The organism is Streptomyces sp. NBC_00090, assembly GCF_045160815.1.
GTDB lineage: Bacteria > Actinomycetota > Actinomycetes > Streptomycetales > Streptomycetaceae > Streptomyces.
The window spans coordinates 9,179,855-9,193,612 of the sequence record NZ_CP108224.1 but is presented as its reverse complement, the minus strand read 5'-3'; the positions used below and the strand labels follow the sequence as shown (position 1 = coordinate 9,193,612).

The window sequence follows — 13,758 nt, the reverse complement described above, 5'->3', positions numbered from 1 at the left end:
CGGCCCGGTGGGTGGTGTGTGGCCGGGGCCGGTGGTCGCGGGGGCCTTCGCCGGCCAATGCAGTTGCTTTAGCTGTTCGCGCTACGTGGCTTTGTTCACGGACAGGCGGCAGCGTCCCGCATGACATGCGAACGGATGCTGCCGGGGTATTCGGTTGTGTGTGAAGGGCTGAACCTGCGACGGTCACTGACGTGAACATGGTTCTGGGAGACAAGCTCAGGTTCGCCGCCGAGGTCGGCGAGCAAGGCCAGCTGTGCCGAGTGGACCTCTGGGCCGCTGGCAAGTGGCTGACCTGCGACGACAACACGGCATACGTCCCGCAGTTCCGCCGTGATGTGCTGGACACGGCCGCCTGGCTGCGATCGGGCGCAGGCTCCCCCATGCCGTTCGCTGGCATGTCCGCCGAGGCCACACACCGGCGTCTCATGCACCGTGCGGGCGATGACGATGAGACCGAGGCCGACTACGGACTGCGTAGCCAGTTCCGGACCCTGCTCTGGGGGCCCACCATCGACAACGTGACGACGCACCTGTTCCGTGAAGAGGACCGTTTGGTGATCACGCTGGAGTTCTGGCGTCAGGAACACTTGCTCAACCATCCTGAGGACGCGGGCGCGGTCTTCGTGGTGGAGATCCCGGTGGAGGAGTTCGTCAAGATCCTTGAGGGAGTCGTCGCAGTGCTCGACATCGGCCAGGGCTGAGAAGCGACCGGCCCGATGCGCCCGTGTGAAGCTTCCCCTTGATCGTGGACACCTGGAGACTGGGACCTGAGGTTCCAGAGGAAGTAGCACCAGGTGGGAAGCAAGTACACGAAGCGGTACACCGAGGAGTTCAAGCGGGACGCGATCGCGCTCGTCGATTCCTCGGGAAAGACGGTTACCGCCGTCGCCCGGGAACTCGGCATCAGCTCCGAGTCCCTGCGGGGCTGGTACCGCCAGGCCAAGGCCGGCCGGGGCGAGGGCGCCACGGGCGAGCTGACCAGCGCCGAGCGCGAGGAACTGCGCCGGCTGCGCAGGGAGAACCGCGAGCAGCAGCAGACGATCGAGATCCTGAAAAAAGCGACGGCCTTCTTCGTGAAGGAGAGCGACCGGTGACCACGTTGTACCGGTTGATCCACGCGGAGAAGGCGAACTACCCGATCGTGCTGCTGTGCCGGGTGCTGCGCGTGACCCGCTCCTCCTACTACGCCTGGCACGAGGGCGAGGCCGCCCGCCGAGAGCGCCAGGCGGCCGACGACGCACTCGCGCACGAGATCACCGTGCTCCACATCGCCTCCCGCAAGACCTACGGCGTCCCGCGCATCCACGCCGAACTACGGCGTCTGGGGCACCGTGTGAACCACAAGCGCATCGCCCGCGTCATGCGCGAGCGCGACATCCGCGGCGTCACCCGCCGCAAGCACCGCTCGCTGACCCGGCCGGATGCGAAGGCGAAGCCGGCCCCGGACCTGATCGGCCGCGACTTCCACGCCGAGCGCCCCGGCACCAAGCTGGTCGGCGACATCACCTACCTCCCGACGGCCGAGGGCTGGCTCTACCTCGCCTGCTGGCTGGACCTGGCCACCCGCGAGATCGTCGGCTACGCCATGGCCGACCACCACCGCGCCGAGCTCGTCGTCGACGCCCTCGCCATGGCCCACGGCCGAGGCGGTCTGGAGCCCGGATGCGTGGTCCACAGCGATCGCGGAAGCGAGTACACCTCAGCTCAATTCCGCGATCGAATAAGGGAGTTGGGGCTACGGCAGAGCTGCGGACGCACCGGATCATGTTTCGATAACGCCGCGGCGGAGAGTTTCTGGGCCCTGCTCAAGGAAGAGATCGGAACCCGGACCTGGCCCGACCGGGCCACCGCCCGCGCCGAGGTCTTCACCTTCATCGAGACCTTCTACAACCGCCGCCGCCTGCGCAAGCACAAGATCTTCGGTTACCTCACCCCGGCCGAGACCAGGCAGCGGCATCAACACGCCCTCGCGGCATAACGAACGAGTGTCTAAGATCATGGGGAAACTTCACGTGCCCCCAGAGCGTCAAGTGCCGTTGACCTTGTGTGGAGGGGCAGAGCAGTGCCGGGGAACGGGTGCGGTTCGGGATCTTGACGAAGGTGTTCACCGCTGAGCTGGTCGACGCGGCGATAGCCAAGCACGACCGAACCGAACAACGCCGCCGCCTCCTACCGGCACGGCTGGTCGTGTACTTCGTCTTGGCCCTGTGCCTGTTCGCCCGGGAGTCGTACGAGGAGGTACTGCGCGTGCTGACCAGCGGGATACCGGGCAGCCGGGCCCTGGCCAGGGTGAACCGGTCCTCGTTATGCCGAGCGCGGTCCCGGCTCGGCGAGGACGTGCTGGAGACCCTGTTCAGAGAGGTGGCCGGTCCGCTCGCCACTCCGGACACACCCGGGGCATGGTGGCGCGGGCTACGGCTGCTCGCTCTGGACGGCACCCAGTTCGACCTTCCCGACTCGGTGAGCAACGGCGACAGCTTCGACGGCCCGTCCACCACGGGCGGCCTCCCCTTCGGGTTCCCCCAGGTGAGGGCGGTGGTCCTCGCCTAGTGATCTGGTTCGGAGATCCTGTCGCAGTAGCGGCAGATCCGGTCGAGGATCTGGTCGGCGGTCTTGGTCCACTTGAAGGGCCGGGCTTCGTCGTTCCAGACCTTGATCCAGTTTTCGAGTGCGGCCTTGAGGTCGTCGAGGGAACAGAACACGCCGCGTTCAAGGCAGCGCCGTTCCAACTCGGCGAACCACCGCTCGACCTGGTTGATCCACGACGAGTAGGTCGGGGTGAAGTGGAGCTGGAAGCGGGGATGCGCCAGGAGCCACTTGTGCACCACCGGCGCCTTGTGGGCGGAGAGGTCGTCGCAGATCACGTGGACCGCCAGGTGCTTGTCGGTCTGGCGGTCGATCTCGTCGAGGAAGTCACGGAAGTCCACCGCCCGGTGCTGCGCGGACAGTTTCGTGATCACCTTGCCCGTCGCCGTGTTCAGGGCGGCGAACAGGTCGACGGTGCCGTGCCGGACGTAGTCGAAACTCCGCCGCTCGGGCACTCCCGGGACCATCGGCAGGACCGGCGCGGTCCGCTGAAGGGCCTGGATCTGCGGCTTCTCGTCCACCGCGAAGACCACCGCGTTGGCCGGCGGAGCGAGGTAGAGGCCGACGACGTCACGGACCTTGTCGATCAGGAACGGGTCCGGGGAGATCTTGAAGGTCTCCGTGCGCCAGGGCTGGAGGCCGAAAGCGTGCCAGATCCTCAGCACGCTCGCCGGGGAGATTCCCACGACCTTGGCCAGCTCCCGCTTCGACCAGTGCGTCCCGCCCGGGGGAGTCTGCTCCAGGGTGCGGACCACGACCTCTTCCACCTGGGCGTCGGTAATGGTCCGCGGCACCCCGGGCCGCGGCTCGTCCGCGAGTCCGTCCAGGCGCTGGGCCACGAACCGTGTGCGCCAGCGGCGCACGGTGCCTCTGCCGACATCGAGTCGCGCGGCGACCACGGTGTTGTTCCAGCCGTTCGCGCACGCCAGCACGATCCGTGCGCGAACGGCCAGCCCCTGCGCGGTCGAGCGGCGCTTGGCCCAGTTCTCCAGCGTCAGCCGCTCGGCCTCCGACAGCACGACAGGTTCCAGCCGGGTATCACCCATGCCCACAGGACAGCGCGAACGCGCGACCTGCCGCAGGCGAACACCGCAATCTGAAACAGGGGACGCCTCACGTGGCGACCCACGACCTCAAAACCAGATCACTAGATCGGAACACACGGAGTGCTTGATGCCCGCCTCGGCGGCCACCGCGACGGCGAACGGAGCCTCGCCTACCCGCTGGCCGGCTACACCGGTTCGGGAGACCTGGTCATCGCCGACCGCGGCTTCTGGTCGGTCGAGTTCGCGCACGCCTTCACCGTGACCGGCGCGGACCTGCTGGTCAGGCTCCAGTCCAATCACCTCGGCACCCTCCAGGAGAAGCTTCCCGACGGTTCGTACCTGTCGATGGCGCGTCCGGGCAAGGAAGTCCGGCTCCGAGCCGCGCGGGAGGGCCGGACCCTGCCCAAGCACACGATCTACCGCGTCATCACCTTCACGAAGAACGACAAGGTGGCCTTTCTCGGCACGACGCTGCTGGATCCCAAGCAGTACCCGGCGGCCGAGCTGGTCGCGCTCTACCGGGAACGTTGGGAGATCGAGCTGACCTTCGATGAGATCAAGAACCACCTCGGCCCCGGCGGGCCGATCCGGTCCCGCAAACCGGAAGGCGTCCGGCAGGAGCTGTGGGCCTACCTCGCCGTCCACCACGCGATCCGCCGGTTCGCCCACGCCGCAGCCCTCGCCAGCCCCGCCGTGGACGCGGACCGGGTCTCTTATCTGAAGTGCGTCCGCATTATCCGCCGAAGCGTTCCATCCCAGCTCGGAGCCACTACGGCCAAACTCGCCCGCTCCCTCGCCGAGGCTGGGCAGGAGGCACGCAGCCGCTTGCTCCCAGCTCGGCGGAACCGGAACTGCCCACGGGCGGTCAAGAAGCCCAATCGGTGGCCGGTGCTACGGACCCGGGCGAAACGGGGATCGGTCGAGCCGGGCCGCTGGGTCCTCAACCAGACCAAGAAGGCCAAGAGCAATCGGCGGGCGGGGAGACCCGTGCTCAAGTCGTCCCCGACCCCGTCACCGCCCTAAAGCAACTGCATTGGCCTTCGCCGGCCCCCCGGCCCCCCGCTCCGGTCACTGCCGACCGGCGCGGACCGGCATCGTCGTGGCTGGCCCTGGCACGCGCCGGACGACAGCGCCCTCGCCACGACCGCCCCCGGCCCAGTGGCGGCACGTACTACTGGGCCCTGTTCTCGTGTAGCTGCGGCGAACGGACATGTAGCGCACCGTGATGCTCTGGGCTGGCCCATCACTGTGCGAGACGAACAGCACCACTCGGGACTTCGCACAACTCGGCTACCAGGACAGCCCGGCGGAAGGGGACGCCACGGAAGTACTCCGCCTTCACCTGCTCACCCAGATCAATGTCCGGGGCCGCCGCCGTATCACGCAGATGGGCCTTGACGCGTTTCTCCCATTCGACGGCCGACTCGCAGGGACGGGAGATCCACGCATTGAAAAGAACCGCCTGGGCGATCTTGGCCTCGCCTTCATGAGCCGAGATCCGCTTCCGGACCTGCGCAGTGTCCTTCTTCTTTGCGGGGTCCTTCTTCGCGGGGGCCTCGTTCTCCGCCCGGCCGACCTTGACGTACGACAGCTTCGAGTACATGGACCGGAAATACAGGACGTACAACCGGTCACCGACAGCATCGAGAGACCCCCCTGCGTCCTCCAGGTCCTTCCACGACTGGCGTCGTACCGTCGCGACGACATCCGCGGGCGGTAGACGCCCGAGATCGAAGTGGTCGCCCAGCAGCACCTTCGCCGTCAGGGGATTCATGTACCGATCCCTGTGCTTCATGTTCAGCTTCGTCATGGGCAACGCCTGCTGCTTCCACTGCGGCGCGTCGGTGATGGACTGGTGCTCGTCGCCGAAGTACTGCTCGATGTAAAAGTCTTCTCTTCGCATGCCTGAGATTGTGATGCGGCAGCGCCGCCGGGTTCCCCGGATCGCCGGGAAACGTGCTTCACCCCCACAGAGGCCCCGGCCGCCAGTTGCTTCCTCCACTTACGGCGAGGCCCCCCGCTGGCGACCTGGCGCAACCCCGAGCCTTGCCCTGCGCTACATGTCCGTTCGCCGTAGCTATACGAGAACAGGGCCGTCCAGATTGCTCGCCCCGAAGACGGCGGCCTTGTCCAGGTCACTGCCGGGGCCGCCCGCTTCGAGCCGGAGTGGTGCCGTGACCGTGCCGACTGCGACTGGAACAGCGGGTGCGTCGAAGGGGCCGTGCCGTGTGGCGGCCACGGGAAGTGGTCGGCGGTCGAGCAGTTCCCGCTCGACCGGTTCGTCGTCGCCATCTGCGCGAACGCCACCCGTCCGCACCGCCTGCGCGTGCCGAGCTGGGAGAAGGTCGAGACCTGGCGGTGGATCACCCGGCGGTACTTCGAGCTGGAAGAGGAACAAGTCCGGGCCAGGGCCTGGCGGGAGAAGGTGATGGAGCGGCTGGCCGCTGTTCAGCGGCGTCAGCGAGAGGCCAAGGCGGCGGCCGAGCGGGAGCACATCGCGGCAATCGAGGCCCTGCTCCAGCGGCAGAAGGCATTGGTCAAGCCGGTGGTGGAGTTCGTCTTCCACGAGGCCGGCGACTCCCCGACCGTCGGCCCCGACGGCATCCCCGAGTTCGCCATGGGAGTGCCGGTGTACGTCCGCGGTAAGCCCCACGCGGTGATCTGCCCCGTGGCCAGCCGCGTCCCCGCCCTGCGCGACACGCTGGCGCCACTCGTCCTCTTCGCCGCCACCGAACGCGAGCGCAGCCGCATCGCCGCCCAGGCCGCGCCCGGCCAGCGCGTCGAAGTCCTCTCGGTCGAGCTCCCGCCCATCTCGCCGGTCCCCGCCCAGCGAGAGCAAGGCGGGCTCACCATCAAGCGGGCCGTGAACCGGATGTTCGGCCTCGACCGGATGTAGGCCCTCGGGGAGGATCCGACCGGGTTTGGCGGTAGAGCCAGTGGGAGAAGGAATCGCCAGGTCGGTGGCTTGGGCGACGTCGGGCGACCGCCCACGTGACGCGACACCACAGAACTTGGGCCAGAACCGCTGAACGTGAACAAAGCCAGCCGCCGAACTGGATCGACGTGGTGCCAGCGGCACGGGTACGTACTCCCACGGAGCGACACGAGCGGTGGATGGTGGATGACGGGCTCGTCGGGTTCGGCCAGTGGGCCGGAAGTGATGTTTCAAGGGGGAGGAGCTGGGACGGTTCGGGCGGCGGGTCCTTCAGGGGCAGCTCGTTCCCGCGCGGGTGCTGCCGCGCTACCGCGAGGTGACCCGGTCTGCCGGCAGGGAGACCTTCTGGCTCCGCAGGGTCCGTTGGTGGACGTCGGTGCAGTCCGTGCGTGCCCAGGACGAAGCAGAGCAGGCGTGGCAGCGCAGGGAGAGGATCCAGCGGGAGATCGAGGCCCGGCGGTAGACACCTGCGGCGGTGCAGCGGCGCCGGCAGCTGGCGGATCTGCGCGAGCAGCGCCGCGCCGAGGAGAACCATCGGCGTCTTGTGGCGGAGCGCGAGCGGCGCCGCGTCCAGGCGGACGAACGGCGGCGTCGGCAGGAGGAGTACCAGCGCGTCCTCGAAGCGAGCCGGCGGGCGCTGGAGGAGCAGCAAGCCCGGGAGGCCGCGGAGCGGGAGGAGAAGGCGCGGCAGGCGGGAAGAGTCCGCACGGGCGTGGTGGTCGGCCGTGTCCGTCGCCCAGCGGCCGAACTGCTCACGGCCGCGGCCGAGCTCGCACGACACGAGAAGTTGTGGGTCGAGATCCCGGGGGTTCCGCGGGTGGCCGAGACCTTCACGTACGGCATCCCGCTGTACTCGCGCGGAGCGTTCCACTCGCTGTACGGAATCGTGCGCCCTTGACCTGAACTCGCCTTGCTGTCGCCCCAGTTTCGTTGTCAGCAGCTCCTCGTCCGCAGTGCCCAGGAGACTCAGCCCTGCTGGATGCCATGGGCGGGCACGCTCGCGTCACCCACTTCGGCATGCCGGATCATGAGCAGCTCTCCCTGTGCTGACCGGAACGCCCGGAGGTGGTGCCTCCGGGGGTCACCCCGCAGGCACGGCGGTTCCATGACACCGTGCCGCCTTCGTCTGCGCTGCTTGGGCGAAGGCCTGGCGGCGCGCCGCTACGATCCAAGCGTCCGGCGCCGGTCTCCCCCGGATCACGAGTGATACCTGGAACCATCGAGCGTATGGGCAAGCACTCCTGTCTTGGGCCTTCGGAACAGCTGTCTCGTGCGTCGACACCGATGACTCGCTCGCCGCGGACCCCGAGCGCCGCCTACCGATGGCGGCCGTCACCGGCCCATCCACGGCGGCTCGGCCACCTCCGCTCCGACGAGCCGCGGGTGCTGGAGGAATAAAGCGGCCTCACGTACCAGGGTGGTCGGTGCTGCGCCCGACCTCGCAGCGGCCCAGAAGTGGGTGAACAGGCTTCAGATCGACAACACCCGGCCTTGTGGCCATCCCCCGGGAAAGAGTGCCTGGCTGTCTAGGACGGTCTTGGGGCCCCGGGGTGAAGGCTTCGTGAGGGCCCCACCGAGGAACGGCTTGAAGTGGCCCCACCTGACCTGGACGGCCCACGATAGGTTGCTGTCCGAGACCAACGCGTGAGGTGGGGCAATGCGGCACGCAACAGTGGGCGTGGACATCGGTGGCACGAAGTTGCTCATGCTGGCGGAAGGGCCGGATCTTGAGACACCGATCACGCGGCGTCTGGCCACTGGGCCCTCGACTACTTCTGGGAACATCGAGGCAGCCGTTCAGGCGTTCCTTGCTGACAACTTCCTGAAGCCCATGGCGCTGGGGATCGCAGTCCCGGGCCTTGTGGAGCACGGGCAGGTGAAGGTCTCCGACGTTTTGCCCCAGCTCCGAGGTTGGCAGGGTATCCCTGACGGCGCCCCTCAGTTGCTCGTCAACGATATTCGGGGCGCTCTCGCGCAGGAGACGGCTGGTCTCCCCCGGACCTCATCCACGGTGGTGATCGTCTGCGGGACGGCAGTCGGTTCGGCCTACTTGTGTGAGGGTCGAGTCGTTCGCGGCTCGCGGGGATGGGCCGGCGAGGTTGGCAGCATGCCTATGTCGACGCCTCAAGGCGTCAAACGGCTCGACGACGTGGCCGGCGGCGCCGCGATCGTGCACGCGCTGGGCAAGCGTCCAGAGCAGATCCATGCTGCGCTCGCCCATGGCGATCACCGGGCGGAGCACGTCGTGAACGCGGCCGGCGAGGCATTCGGACTCGCCATCGCCTCGCTGGTCAACATCCTCAACCCCGACGTCGTACGGATCGCCGGCGGCACCCTTGGCTACACGGGCTACTGGGACACCGCGCTGGAGACGGCACGGGCCCACAGCCTCCCGGAGTTGTGGGATGTCTGCACCGTCGACCGAATCCAAGCCACGGACCTGGTCGTCGCCCGAGGCGCCATGCGTCTCGCCATCGCGGCCGCCGACGGCCAAGAGTGGATCCAGCAATACATCTGAGAACAAGGCGGACCATCACCGGGCGGGCGACAAAAGGTGCCCGCCCGTCCACCTTCCTATCAGGAGAAGCAGCCGGGCGGGCTCCGTGGACCCACGCTGCCAGTCAGCACGGATCCCCTTCCGAAATCAACCCCCTCCGCCCCAGATCGCCCTGGAAACGCACCCGATCGAGGGGTGGGGCCACTCCGAACCGTTCCCCTTCGGCACCGCCCAGCCCATCACCCGGATGGCCCAGACGTGGGGCCAGAGGAAACCGCCCGGCTTCGTGTGGCCCCACCAGTGGTGCGGTATTGACCCTGGTTCCGGGCCAAAATCACGCTGCCTTCCGCCCCTCGCGGGCATCGTCACCGCCCTGCGCGAAGACCAGCACGCGGTTGCCCAGGGGATCACGACCCCCTACAACTCCGGAGTCGACGAAGGCCGCATCACCGACGTGAACTCCAGAAACGCATCATGGCCGGGCGCGCCGGAGTGCCACTCCTTCGCCACCGGGTCGTGCTGATCGCCCACCTACGCCGTCGCTACACCGAGAGTTCTCCAACCTCATGCGGCGGCGGCCCGCTCACCCGTCGCTTGTGGACCATGGCGGTCATCGTCCCCGGCTGTTCGGGGGAACCGCGATCTACCAAGGTCCTTCTCCCACCCAACGCGGGCATCGTTGATGAAACGAAGGAGAGACACGATGCCGCTCTATCTGTCCAGGTTCAGCTACACGCCGGAGACTTGGGCGAGGCTGATCGGCCACCCTGAGGACCGCGCAAAGGCCGCTCAGTCGTACATCGAGTCCGTCGGCGGGAAGCTGCACGGCTTCTGGTACGCCTTCGGCACGCACGACGGCTACAACCTCTGGGAAGCGCCGGACAACGTGTCCATGGCCGCGGTTGCGCTGGCGATCAGCGGAGGCGGCGCGCTCAGCTCGTTCGAGACGACCGTTCTCCTGAGCATCGAGGAAACGCTGGACGCCCTGCGCAAAGCTGAGCAGATCCAGTATCGGGCTCCTGGCGAGTAGCAGCCCGCGAACCGGCCTGCTGCCTCAGGTGGCGTGCCGGTCCGACAGCATCCACAACACGGCCGGCCTGACCGGCGGCCGGGCAAGCGGCTGACGTGGCCCCTGTCCTCCTCAATCTTCCTCGGCACCGCCACCGCAGTGGCCCGAGCGCACGATCAGGACTCCAGCGAGTACAGACGCGTCGTTGTGCCCGGGGACGCGACCGGAACCCGGATCGTCGTCCGTGTGAGCAAGTTCGGCTCACTGGCTCTGGTCTGCGCGGACAACCCCGGTGCCTTCCTCGGAACGGGGGATGCCCAGGTCGTGGGCGAGCTGGACGAGGCCGACCTCGCCAAGGTCCGATGTCACGTTTGACCAGGGACCAGATGCCCTCCTGCGGGTTGAGGTCCAGAGCGTACGTCGGCAGCTGGAACATGGTGAGCCAGGCGGCGTTGGCCTCGAAGAACTCCCGCAGTGGAGCAATAAGGTGCATGCGCAGGTTGTCCCACACGTGCGGTAGTACTCGGCCAGCGGCAGGCACCACGTCGACCGCCACCGGGCCCGCTTCCGCCCCCGTTCCCGGACCACCTTCAACAGTCGCTCGAACTGACGCATTCGCACCCCGGTGAACGTCTCCGCCTCAATGACGTAGAAAACGTCTCCGAGCCGCCACGACAGGACGTGCTGAGGGTCCTGTACGTGGTAGCGGAAGAGGCACTTCCCAGGGTGCGGAACAGTTACGGGTCGCATCCGCGGGTGCGCGTTGCCGGCGGCGGTCGTGGGTGGTCATCCGCTGCTCGGCGTTGTCTGGTCGGAAGCTACGGGTGGGGCTTCTCGGTGTGGTTGGTCAAGGCAGGAGCTCGACATAGCCGTCGGTTCCGTGCACGCGGATCCGCTGCCCGTCCCGGATCAGCCGGGTGGCCTGCTCCACGCCCACGACGGCCGGCAAGCCGTACTCCCGGGCGATCACCGCACCATGGGTCATCAGGCCGCCCACCTCCGTCACCAGGCCCGCGATACTGACGAACAGCGGCGACCAGCTGGGGTCCGTGAAGGTCGTGACCAGGATGTCGCCCGCTTCGAGATCGGCCTCCGCCATGTCAAGGATGACGCGGGCCCTTCCCTCGATGGTCCCAGCGGAAACCGGTAGGCCGATCAGGGCGCCCGCCGGCACGTTGTCGCGCCGGTACGCCCCGGTGACGGCCTCGCCATCCGATGTGAGCACCCGGGGCGGTGTGAGCGCGTGGTACGACCGGAACGCGTCCTTGCGCTGCTGGACGAGGTGGTCATCCACCTGGTTCGAGCGCACGACGTCGTGGAGCTCCTGGAACGTGAGGTAGAAGATGTCCTCCTTCTCAGAAAGCACCTTGGCCTGCACGAGGCGCTCGGCCTCTTTCAGCAGTGCCTGCTTGTAGACGAAGTAGCGGCTGACGATGCCGTACTTCGGGTACTCCCGGTACCCGATGAAGGTTCTGACCCGGTCGATCATCCGCTTGGCCTCGTCGGCTTTCTGCTCCCCGTCCGGCAGGGCCCGCAAGCGGGACAGCACGTCCTCTTCCTTCTTCTGCGCCTTCTGCCGACCTTGCTCGAAGCGCCGCTCGGCGGCGCCCGGCTCGAAGTTCCTGACGTTGTCGAGGATCACGGGCACGAGCGTGGTGGGGCGCTCGCGCCACCGTGGCCTCGTGATGTCGATCTCGCCGACGCAGCGCATGCCGTACCTGTCGAGGTAGGCCTCAATGGCGTCGCGCGCTTCCGTCCCGCCCGCGAGCTTCGCCAGCTCGTCCAGGAAGTCCTCGTCCTCGACGCCTTGCAGGAACGCCACCACCGCCGGCTGCGGGCGGATCACGTCCGCGACGTCGAGCAGCGCCAGTCCCATCTCCGACGTGACGTTGTCGGGGGCGGACAGCGTCAGCGTGTCAGCCGCGTTCTTCTCGCCCAGCCACTCCTGCAGCTTGTCGTTGAGCCACCACGTGGCGTCCATCCCCGCCATGATCGCCTGAAGGTTCAGCGGATCACCGAGGACTCGCTTGTGCTCCTCGAAGGCCTCCAGCAGGAAGTCGAACAGCGCCGGTCCGGTCTTCGTCCGGATGTCGCGCTCCAGGGCGGCGATGGACGCCTGGCTGCGCTCGATCAGCTCGGTGACGATGGCCGGATCGGTCGCGATCGGGGCGGACGCTCCGACGGCCGGCCGCCCGCCGGGACCCGCATCCGGGAGTGACAGGACGAAATCGTCGCGGTCGAGGACGGTCTCCAGAGCGTCCCTGACCAGCGGATCGCCTCTCCCCATGGCGTCCAGGAGGCCGTCCCGGCTCGCGGGCGAGGCCAGGCGCCGGGTGACGTCGACAAACAGCCGCCCGCCGGCCTCGTGCATCGGCACCATGGCCGTCAGCTGCCACATGGAGAGCCCCAGGGGCTTCATGGCGTCGGTCATCATCTGCCCATGACCGACGGAGACGTAGACGCGATTCTCCTGGTCGCCGGTCTCGGGGATGGGGATGGGGATGGGGAACAGCGTCGTGATCGGCCGGCTCTGAACGATCTGGAAGCCATCATCGACCAGGCACCATTCGATGTCCTGCGGGCGGCCGAAGTGCGCTTCGATCCGCCGCCCGAGCTGCACGAGCCGCACGACCTGCGCATCCGTCAGCGCCGGTTGCTCCTGCCGCTGCGAGTCGATCACCACTTCCTGCGTACCGCCGGCCGGCAGGGCGTGAACGGCGCGCTGTTTGGCGGCGATCGTCTTGGAGACGACTTCGCCGTGTCGCACCTTGAAGACGTCCGGGTTCACCAGGCCGGAGACCAGGGCCTCGCCGAGGCCGAAGCCTGCGTCCACCGTGGCGACCTTCCGGTTGCCCGTGACGGGGTCGGCTGTGAACAGGATGCCGGCGGCATCCGGGAAGACCATCTGCTGCACGACCACGGCCATGTGGACCGTACGGTGGTCGATCCCGTTCCGCCGGCGGTAGGTCACGGCCCGCTCGGTGAACAGCGAGGCCCAGCATCGGCTGACGTGCTGAAGGATCGCCGCCGGCCCCACGACGTTCAGATACGTGTCCTGCTGGCCGGCGAAGGAGGCCGTCGGCTGGTCCTCTGCCGTCGCGCTGGATCGGACGGCGTAGGCGGCTTGCTCGCCGAGCTGGGCGAGCGCGCGGATGATCGCCGACGCGAGATCGCCGGGGATGGCAATCTCTTCGATTGTCCGACGAATCTGCGCGCTGAGCTTGCGGATCGCCTCCCGGTCGTCCGGGTTCAAGCGCGACAGCTGATCGAGCCGCTCGTCGATCGACGGCGCTTCCGCCATCATCCGCCGGAAGGCGTCCGTCGTCACGCAGAAGCCGCCCGGCACACGGATGCCTTCGATCCGCGACAGCCCGCCCAGGTGCGCACCCTTGCCGCCGACGACCGCCACCTGCGTCTCGTCAACCTCTTGAAGATCCCGCACGTACGGCTCAATCATTGCGCTCCCTCCGAGGCAGCCGTGCTCCGTCGCAGTGCGGTGACCGATCGAATCACCGGCACCTCCCACTCTGCCGAACCTCTTGTCGAGCACGTCCTCATCCCTGGTTGCCTTCCCTCTGACGAATCGGCCGGCCGCTCCGCCCGGTCGGGCGGCGCGCACTCTCGTACCTCTGTCCCCCCTTTCCGCAGGTTGTGGCATAGGCCGACGATTCTGCGCCGTGACCCG

Annotated in this window: 13 protein-coding genes and 2 pseudogenes; 10 read left to right on the top strand and 5 right to left on the bottom strand. The window is 67.8% G+C overall.

Going from position 1 to position 13,758, the window contains the following annotated elements; translation table 11 throughout:
* Positions 1-197 precede the first annotated feature (197 nt).
* The 4 genes from OG361_RS40825 (at position 198) to OG361_RS40810 (ending at position 2,550) form a co-directional block, all read left to right on the top strand.
* The gene (locus tag OG361_RS40825) at positions 198-701 is read left to right on the top strand and encodes a hypothetical protein (protein ID WP_405862702.1); all 504 of its coding nucleotides are present in this window, start codon (positions 198-200) and stop codon (positions 699-701) included.
* Positions 702-794: 93 nt separating this feature from the next.
* Positions 795-1,094, top strand: a complete 300-nt coding sequence (locus tag OG361_RS40820) for a transposase (protein WP_405852256.1) — start codon at positions 795-797, stop codon at positions 1,092-1,094.
* Entirely contained in the window at positions 1,091-1,978 is an 888-nt protein-coding gene (locus OG361_RS40815; RefSeq protein ID WP_405852257.1) for an IS3 family transposase, read from the top strand. Before OG361_RS40820 ends, OG361_RS40815 begins: the two co-directional genes overlap by 4 nt.
* A gap of 68 nt (positions 1,979-2,046) precedes the next feature.
* Positions 2,047-2,550, top strand: a complete 504-nt coding sequence (locus tag OG361_RS40810) for a transposase domain-containing protein (protein WP_405861900.1) — start codon at positions 2,047-2,049, stop codon at positions 2,548-2,550.
* Here OG361_RS40810 and OG361_RS40805 read toward each other — a convergent pair.
* Positions 2,547-3,632, bottom strand: coding sequence for an IS630 family transposase (locus OG361_RS40805; RefSeq protein ID WP_405861898.1), 1,086 nt, complete (start codon positions 3,630-3,632; stop codon positions 2,547-2,549). The two genes, OG361_RS40810 and OG361_RS40805, sit on opposite strands and share 4 nt — an antisense overlap.
* Before the next feature lie 120 nt (positions 3,633-3,752).
* On the opposite strand from OG361_RS40805, the gene OG361_RS40800 reads away from it, so the two are divergent.
* A complete protein-coding gene (locus tag OG361_RS40800) occupies positions 3,753-4,655 on the top strand; it encodes an IS4 family transposase (protein WP_405861896.1) in 903 nt (300 codons plus the stop codon).
* Positions 4,656-4,875: 220 nt separating this feature from the next.
* Here OG361_RS40800 and OG361_RS40795 read toward each other — a convergent pair whose 3' ends face one another.
* Positions 4,876-5,535 (bottom strand): hypothetical protein, encoded by a 660-nt coding sequence (locus OG361_RS40795; protein WP_405861894.1) that lies wholly within the window; start codon positions 5,533-5,535, stop codon positions 4,876-4,878.
* Between the two features lie 318 nt (positions 5,536-5,853).
* Here OG361_RS40795 and OG361_RS40790 point away from each other — a divergent pair, with 318 nt between their 5' ends.
* The 5 genes from OG361_RS40790 (at position 5,854) to OG361_RS40770 (ending at position 10,448) form a co-directional block, all read left to right on the top strand.
* A complete protein-coding gene (locus tag OG361_RS40790) occupies positions 5,854-6,528 on the top strand; it encodes a hypothetical protein (protein WP_405861892.1) in 675 nt (224 codons plus the stop codon).
* 514 nt (positions 6,529-7,042) lie between these two features.
* A complete protein-coding gene (locus OG361_RS40785; protein ID WP_405861890.1) occupies positions 7,043-7,465 on the top strand; it encodes a hypothetical protein in 423 nt (140 codons plus the stop codon).
* Between the two features lie 759 nt (positions 7,466-8,224).
* Positions 8,225-9,085, top strand: coding sequence for an ROK family protein (locus OG361_RS40780; RefSeq protein WP_405861888.1), 861 nt, complete (start codon positions 8,225-8,227; stop codon positions 9,083-9,085).
* A 682-nt stretch (positions 9,086-9,767) separates the two neighbouring features.
* Positions 9,768-10,094 (top strand): GYD domain-containing protein, encoded by a 327-nt coding sequence (locus OG361_RS40775; RefSeq protein WP_405861886.1) that lies wholly within the window; start codon positions 9,768-9,770, stop codon positions 10,092-10,094.
* A gap of 225 nt (positions 10,095-10,319) precedes the next feature.
* Positions 10,320-10,448 carry a hypothetical protein gene (locus OG361_RS40770; RefSeq protein WP_405862758.1) on the top strand — a complete coding sequence of 43 codons (129 nt, stop codon included), beginning with the start codon at positions 10,320-10,322 and terminating at the stop codon, positions 10,446-10,448.
* Between the two features lie 46 nt (positions 10,449-10,494).
* Here OG361_RS40770 and OG361_RS40765 read toward each other — a convergent pair.
* From OG361_RS40765 to rph, 3 genes and pseudogenes are all read right to left on the bottom strand, one after another.
* Positions 10,495-10,566: pseudogene (locus OG361_RS40765) on the bottom strand (DDE endonuclease); the annotation flags it as partial.
* Between the two features lie 17 nt (positions 10,567-10,583).
* Positions 10,584-10,688 (bottom strand): annotated as a pseudogene (locus OG361_RS40760) (IS5/IS1182 family transposase); the annotation flags it as partial.
* Positions 10,689-10,920: 232 nt separating this feature from the next.
* Entirely contained in the window at positions 10,921-13,530 is a 2,610-nt protein-coding gene (gene rph, locus OG361_RS40755) for a rifamycin-inactivating phosphotransferase (protein ID WP_405861884.1), read from the bottom strand.
* Positions 13,531-13,758 lie beyond the last annotated feature (228 nt).